The sequence below is a fragment of the Streptomyces roseus genome (genome assembly GCF_001044425.1).
Classification (GTDB): domain Bacteria; phylum Actinomycetota; class Actinomycetes; order Streptomycetales; family Streptomycetaceae; genus Streptomyces; species Streptomyces roseus.
Window position 1 is genome coordinate 42529 of the sequence record NZ_LFML01000002.1, and the last position, 6722, is coordinate 49250.

At 72.9% G+C, this 6722-nt stretch carries 8 protein-coding genes; 4 read left to right on the plus strand and 4 right to left on the minus strand.

The genetic code is table 11. The annotated features are described in order from the left end of the window. Nucleotides 1–100: 100 nt before the first annotated feature. On the minus strand, nucleotides 101–958 hold the full coding sequence (gene map / locus ACS04_RS00220) for a type I methionyl aminopeptidase (RefSeq protein WP_048474370.1): 858 nt from the start codon (nucleotides 956–958) through the stop codon (nucleotides 101–103). Nucleotides 959–1030: 72 nt separating this feature from the next. On the opposite strand from map, the gene ACS04_RS00225 reads away from it, so the two are divergent. Then, complete coding sequence (locus ACS04_RS00225; RefSeq protein WP_048474371.1) at nucleotides 1031–1270, plus strand: hypothetical protein; 240 nt, start codon at nucleotides 1031–1033, stop codon at nucleotides 1268–1270. A 51-nt stretch (nucleotides 1271–1321) separates the two neighbouring features. Here ACS04_RS00225 and ACS04_RS00230 read toward each other — a convergent pair whose 3' ends face one another. Then, the gene (locus ACS04_RS00230; RefSeq protein WP_048474372.1) at nucleotides 1322–1927 is read right to left on the minus strand and encodes a hypothetical protein; all 606 of its coding nucleotides are present in this window, start codon (nucleotides 1925–1927) and stop codon (nucleotides 1322–1324) included. Nucleotides 1928–2040: 113 nt separating this feature from the next. Between ACS04_RS00230 and npdG the strand changes: the two genes are divergently transcribed. Next, complete coding sequence (gene npdG / locus ACS04_RS00235; RefSeq protein WP_048474373.1) at nucleotides 2041–2787, plus strand: NADPH-dependent F420 reductase; 747 nt, start codon at nucleotides 2041–2043, stop codon at nucleotides 2785–2787. Between the two features lie 51 nt (nucleotides 2788–2838). Here the strand turns inward: npdG and ACS04_RS00240 are convergent, their stop codons facing one another. Next, nucleotides 2839–4905 (minus strand): TerD family protein, encoded by a 2067-nt coding sequence (locus ACS04_RS00240; RefSeq protein ID WP_107438491.1) that lies wholly within the window; start codon nucleotides 4903–4905, stop codon nucleotides 2839–2841. A 224-nt stretch (nucleotides 4906–5129) separates the two neighbouring features. Between ACS04_RS00240 and ACS04_RS00245 the strand changes: the two genes are divergently transcribed. Further along, nucleotides 5130–5312 carry a hypothetical protein gene (locus ACS04_RS00245; protein ID WP_048474374.1) on the plus strand — a complete coding sequence of 61 codons (183 nt, stop codon included), beginning with the start codon at nucleotides 5130–5132 and terminating at the stop codon, nucleotides 5310–5312. A 33-nt stretch (nucleotides 5313–5345) separates the two neighbouring features. Here ACS04_RS00245 and ACS04_RS00250 read toward each other — a convergent pair whose 3' ends face one another. Beyond that, nucleotides 5346–6146 (minus strand): site-2 protease family protein, encoded by an 801-nt coding sequence (locus ACS04_RS00250; protein ID WP_048474375.1) that lies wholly within the window; start codon nucleotides 6144–6146, stop codon nucleotides 5346–5348. Between the two features lie 73 nt (nucleotides 6147–6219). On the opposite strand from ACS04_RS00250, the gene ACS04_RS00255 reads away from it, so the two are divergent. After that, nucleotides 6220–6722 (plus strand): AfsR/SARP family transcriptional regulator (locus tag ACS04_RS00255; RefSeq protein WP_048474376.1); only part of this gene is annotated, 503 nt, incomplete at its 3' end.

The window sequence follows — 6722 nt, forward strand, 5'->3', positions numbered from 1 at the left end:
CGACGCGCTGTCGGTAAAACTCCTCCGCGGGTCTTTTGGGGAGAGCTTTTACGGTGAGCCGCGACGGACGGCCGCGACGGACGGCCCCTACGGGCTGCCGCTACGGAAGGGTGAGGATCTCGGCGCCCGTGTCCGTCACCACCAGTGTGTGCTCGAACTGCGCGGTGCGCTTGCGGTCCTTCGTGACGACCGTCCAGCCGTCCGCCCACATGTCGTACTCGTGCGTGCCCAAGGTCAGCATCGGCTCGATCGTGAAGGTCATCCCGGGCTCGATGACGGTGGTGGCGTGCGGGCTGTCGTAGTGCGGGATGATCAGGCCCGAGTGGAAGGACGAGTTGATGCCGTGCCCGGTGAAGTCCCGGACGACGCCGTAGCCGAAGCGCTTCGCGTACGACTCGATGACCCGGCCGATCACGTTGATCTGGCGGCCGGGCTTGACGGCCTTGATGGCCCGGGCCAGGGCCTCGCGGGTGCGCTCCACCAGCAGCCGCGACTCCTCGTCCACCTCGCCGCACAGGTAGGTGGCGTTGTTGTCGCCGTGCACGCCGCCGATGAACGCGGTGACGTCGAGGTTCACGATGTCGCCGTCGCGCAGGACGGTGGAGTCGGGGATGCCGTGGCAGATGACCTCGTTCACCGAGGAGCACAGGGACTTCGGGAAGCCCCGGTAGCCCAGCGTCGACGGGTAGGCGCCGTGGTCGCACATGTACTCGTGCGCGACCCGGTCCAGCTCGTCGGTGGTCACCCCCGGGGCGATCAGCTTGGCGGCCTCTTCCATCGCCCGGGCGGCGATCCGGCCGGCGATGCGCATGGCCTCGATGGTCGCGGCCGACTGCACCTCCGGTCCGGTGTACGGAGTGGGCGCGGGCTTGCCCACGTACTCGGGCCGGCGGATGTTGCCGGGAACGGAACGGGCGGGAGAGAGCTCGCCTGGTACGAGCAGCGACTGGCCAGACATGCAAGCGAGTGTATCCAGCGGGGATGGGGCAGGCTGGCGGCAGAGAGCGGCAGCGAAAGGAGCCCGAGGACGATGGCCCTGTTCAAGAAGCGCCAGGTGGGCAAAGCGGGCGAGTGGTTCTACTGCCTGGTCCACCACAAGGTGGAGGAAGGCCCGGAGTGCCCGGCGAAGGACCGTTTCGGCCCGTACGCCACGCGGGAGGAGGCGAACCACGCCATGGAGACGGCGCAGGAGCGCAACCTCGAATGGCAGAACGACCCCAAGTGGAACGACACGTCCCGCGAGGAGGGCGAGGGTACGGGCGCGCCGTAGGGCCGTAGGGCCGCGGGGCCGGCGGGTCGTACGACTGCGGAAGCCGGGGGGCTACCAGCCGATGGGCGGCGGTGCGGTCAGCTGGTCGGCGAGCCGCGCCAGCCGGTCCCGCAGCCGTCGCGGCCCGCGCTGCGCCGGCAGGCTGTTCTCCCCGGCCGCCGCGCCGACCAGGTGCTGCACCGTGTCCAGGTCCAGCTCGCCGGCCTCCTCCGGTACGGACAGGGCGTCGTGCGCCAGGGCGGCGAGATCCGGGTCCCCGCAGTGCAGCGACAGTACGGTCGCCCCCGCGCGCCGGGCGTCGTGCACCCGCTCCAGCAGCGCCGCGCCCGGCTGCTGCGGGGCCACGACCAGCAGCGTGTGCCCGCGCCGGGCCGCCGCCAGGCGGCCCAGCCCCACCGAGAGGTGCGGCGGCAGCCCGGGCCGCACCCGGTGCCGCACGAGGGTGGGGGCCAGCTCCGGCAGCCCCGACCAGGCGGCCTCGTCCACCAGGTGCGCCGCCATGTGCCAGGGCTCGTACTGCTCGGTGCCCACCAGCAGCAGGTTCCCGCCGGCCGGAACGACGGAGTGCCGCAGCGATCCGGCGAACCGGCGCGCGGCGCCGGGCCACTGCGTACCGGCGAGCACCTCGCGCAACAGCGCGACCCTCACGGCGTCCATATCGGCATCCTGCCGCATCAAAGGGACCTACGGGAGCACTTCGCCCCGCTTCGCCCGACCGGGCGGGCACATGTGCGTTCGCCTCTCGCGATCACGGCATTACCCTCGCCCCCATGACCTCCACAGACAGCACTCAGAACGCGCCCGCCGAGGCCGCGGCCGCCGCCAAGGCACCGGCGAAGGCGCCGGCCAAGGACCCGTGGGACCTGCCGGACGTCTCCGGCCTCGTCGTCGGCGTCCTCGGCGGCACCGGCGACCAGGGCCGGGGGCTGGCCTACCGGCTCGCCCGGGCCGGCCAGAAGGTGATCATCGGCTCCCGCGCGGCCGACCGCGCGCGGAGCGCCGCCGACGAGCTGGGCCTCGGCGTGGAGGGCGCGGACAACGCCGAGTGCGCGCGCCGCAGCGACATCGTGATCATCGCGGTGCCGTGGGAGGGCCACGCCAAGACCCTCGAAGCCCTGCGCGAGGAGCTCGCGGGCAAGCTGGTGGTGGACTGCGTCAACCCGCTCGGCTTCGACAAGCAGGGCGCGTACGCCCTCCAGGTCGAAGAGGGCAGCGCGGCCCAGCAGGCCGCGGCCCTGCTCCCCGACTCCCGCGTGACCGCCGCTTTCCACCACCTTTCGGCGGTCCTGCTCCAGGACGAGTCGGTCGAGGAGATCGACACCGACGTGATGGTCCTCGGCGAGGTCCGCGCGGACACCGACATCGTCCAGGCCCTGGCCGCCCGCATCCCGGGCATGCGCGGGGTCTTCGCGGGCCGCCTGCGCAACGCCCACCAGGTCGAGTCCCTCGTGGCCAACCTCATCTCGACCAACCGCCGGTACAAGGCCCACTCGGGTCTGCGCGTCACGGACGTCTGACCCCGCGCCGCTGCGCCCGGCACCAGCCGGGCGCAGCGCCCCCCGCCCGCCTCAGCCCCGGCGGCCGGCGCGCGCCTCCAGCGGCCCCAGATGCGCCACGACCCCCTGGTGGAAGCGGTCCACCGCATCGTCGACGCTGCGGATGAAACCGGACTCCGTATTGCCGCGGGTGTTGCCCATCCCCTTGATCAGCGACAGCCGGAACCCCGCGAGGGCCGCGCCTCCCCTGGGCAGCAGGTCGCCCGGCTCGGGGCGCAGCCGCTCCAGGGTGCCGCGCGGCCCGTTGCCGCCCTCCACCAGGCTTTCCACGTGCAGGTCCGCCGGGGCCTCGGCCAGCAACCGGACCAGCCGCTTCACCGTGGTCAGCGGGTACGAGCCCGCCGGCGCCGGCACGTCCACGCAGGTGCGGACCTTGCCCGTACGCAGATCGGCGGTCACCGCGATGACGCTGCTCGTGCCGTCGACGCGCAGCTCGGCGGTGAGCCGCCCGTCCCGGCACAGGTTCCCGGCGGCGGCCGTGCGGCGCGCCCGCGGATCGCTGCCGCGCCGCACGCGCTGTACCGGCAGCGCCCTCTGCCCGAGCTCCCCGCCGAGGCGCAGGCAGACCTGGCGGATCAGCCGCTCCCAGCTCTCGACGACCTCGACGGCGCGCGGATCGTCGAAGGCGAGGGTTTCGTCCTCGATCCCCTTGCGTACGGGCACCCAGGCGGCGCCCATGTTCTGGAACCCGTGGCACCCCGACTGCTCGTGCCGCAGGTACTCCAGCAGTTCCTGGAGGAGCCAGGCGTGCGCGGCGTTGCCCACGCCCTCGTGGCGGATCAGCATCTGGGCCTGGTGGGCCACCTCGGCCCAGGACAGGTGCCAGAGGCTGACCTTGTGCTTGCGCCGGCCGTCGACCTTGACGTCCACCATGGGCGCGCCTTCGAGGGCGACGTCGTTGGAGAGCGTGATGACGGCCTCGTAGCCGCGGCGGGCGGCGATGTCCATGTACTGCTGCACCTGCTCGGCCTTGAGCGGGTTGCCGTTCGTCTTCGTCTCGACCAGCGCCGTCCAGAGCTTGCCCGCGCGCTCGACACGGATCACGCCGTCCGGGCGGCGCGGTGTTTCGCCGTGGGGGAGGGACACCTCGGTGAAGGTCTGCATCCGGCCGGCGGGAGCGCCGAAGGCGGCCGTGAGGCGCCGGCCGAACTCCGGGACCTGTGCCATGACGGACAGCAGCACGGAGGTGGCGCGGACCTCCCGCTCCTTGTCGCTCTTCAGCGTGGGTACGGGGAACAGCCGGGCCTGGTGCCAGGAGTCGTTCTCGGCGAGCGAGGCCCTGGCCACCTTGGGGAGGGTGACCTTCTTCTTGGTCGTACGGGGTCCCCGGCCGCGGGCCTGGGCGGGTACGGCGACGGGCTCGGGCGGGGCGGGCGGGGCGCCGGACCCGGCGGGACCGCCGGCGTCACTCCCCGCCTCGGCCCCCGCCTGCCCGGTACCGGCTGCTGCCGCCTGACCGACCGCTCCCGGCTCCTCGACGGCAGTGGCCTTATCGGCCTCCGCAGTCTCCTCGGTGGCTTCGGTGTCCTCGGCGTCTTCGAGCACGGCGATGCCGAAGTCCGTCGCCAGCCCGGCCAGCCCCGTCTCGTAGCCCTGGCCCACCGCGCGGAACTTCCACTCCTCGCCGCGCCGGTACAGCTCACCGAAGATGAACGCGGTCTCCACGCCCGCGTCGTGGATGGAGAACCCGACCAGCGGTTCGCCGGAGCGGTCCGCGACGGTCATCCGCAGGTCGTCCAGGTCGCCGAACCGGGCGCCCCCGTACTGGCTGGCCGCCACCACGATCCGCTCGACCCCCTCGGGCACGGCGGTCAGGTCCACGCCGATCCGGTCCTCTTCCCCGCTATCGGTGGGGGTCTTCCCCAGCAACTGCACGCTCCCGTCGGCGGCGGCCGGGTTGTTGTAGAAGTAGAAGTCGTTCTCGCTGCGGACCTTGCCGTTCGCGTCCACGAGGAGCACCGAGACGTCGGCGTCGCCGGCCCCCGAGACGCTGCTCCAGCTCAGGCTCACGACCACGGCCCCGGCGTCCTCGCTCAGTTCCGTCAGGCTGACGTTCGCGCCCTTGGAGATCTCCCGCATGTTCCTGCCCCCCAGTCGCCCGGCCTCGGCCGCGCGGGCCGGGCAGGCCGGGCTGTCGTTCCCTTCGTACCCGGCGAACCGTAGTGGGGTGCGGGGCGGAAGATCGGCGAAAGCCGGAAACCCGGAGCGGGAGCGGGGGCGGGCGGCTTTACGGGAGCACTGCGGGGGATGGGGGAGACTGGTGGGGTTCGACCCCGTTCCGTGTCGCCGAGGAGCTGTTCCCCATGCCCCGCCTTGCCGTGTTCGCCATCGTCGTCTGCGTCCTGTCCGTGGCCGCGGCCGTGGTCGCCTTCGTGGAGGGCAGCTTCCTGGGCATCATCTGGGTGCTGCTGGCCGGCCTCACCTCGAACATGGCCTGGTTCTACCTGCGCAAGGCGAAGGCCGAGAAGGCCGCCCGCACCTCGTAGGGGTCCGTCGGTCCGGTCCGGTCAGGTGCCGGCTCAGCCCTGCGGCACCGCGCAGTAGCCGTTCGTCTCCTGCCAGAAGCGGTAGAGGTCGCGGCCGCAGTAGGTCTCCAGGTCGGACACGCCCAGAGCGTCCAGCAGGTTGCGCACCACGTCGAAGAAGAACCCGTTGACCTCCGGGATCCACAGCAGCGCGAACACTGAGATCAGGCCGAACGGCGCCAGCGGCGCCACCTCGCGGCGGATCCGGTACGAGAGCCAGGGCTCGATGATCCCGTAGCCGTCCAGGCCCGGGACCGGCAGGAAGTTCAAGATCGCCGCCGAGACCTGGAGCAGCGCGAGGAACGCGAGCGCGAAGCGGAAGGCCATCGGGACCCCGTCGAGGGCGTTCAGCCAGAACGGCGCCGTGCAGACGACCGCGAAGGCCACGTTGGTCAGCGGACCCGCCGCCGAGATGAGGCTGTGCTTCCAGCGGCCCTGGATCCGGTCCCGCTCGATGTACACCGCACCGCCGGGCAGGCCCAGCCCGCCCATGATCACGAAGATCACCGGCAGGACGATGCTGAGCAGCGCGTGCGTGTACTTCAGCGGGTTCAGGGTCAGGTAGCCCTTCGCCCCGACCGACAGGTCGCCGCCGTGCAGGGCGGTGCGGGCGTGCGCGTACTCGTGCAGGCAGAGCGAGACGACCCAGGCCGAGGTCACGAAGAGGAACACGGCCAGCCCGGTGCTGGTCGAGTAGCCCGCCCACACGGCCCAGCCGGTGACCGCCATGACGGCGAAGATGCCGAGGAATACGGAACTGATCTGCCGCTCGCCGCGGCTGCCCTGATGACCCATGCGGCGAAACCTACCCCGGGCAGGGGGCCGAAAGGAGTACGGGGCCCGGCCCCCGGGCAGCGACAATGGGCCGGTGCGTTACGCGATTCTCGGCACCGCCCAGGCCAGCCGCGACGACGGGAGCCCCGTCGCCGTCGGCGGAACGCGCCTGCGGGCGCTGCTCACCGCGCTCGCGCTGCGCCCGGGGCGGGCGGTGCCGGTGCACCTGCTGGTGCGGCAGGTGTGGGACGGCGAGGGGCCGGCGGACGCCCAGGCCGCCCTCCAGGCGCTGGTGGGCCGGCTGCGCAGGGCGCTGGGGCACGGGGCGGTGCGCTCGGCGGAGGGCGGCTACCTGCTCGACGCCGCGGGCGAGGACGTCGACCTGTACCGCTTCGAGCGGCTCGCCCGGGCCGCCGGTGCGGCCCGCGACCCGGCCGAGGCGGCCGCCCTGTACGAGGAGGCCCTGGCGCTGTGGCGCGGCCCGGCGCTGGCCGATCTGCCGGACGCGGAGGCCGAGTCCGCCCGCTGGGAGGCCGTACGCCTGGACGCGCGGCGTGGCCGGCTCGCGGCGGCCCTGGCGCTGGGCGAGGCCGAGCG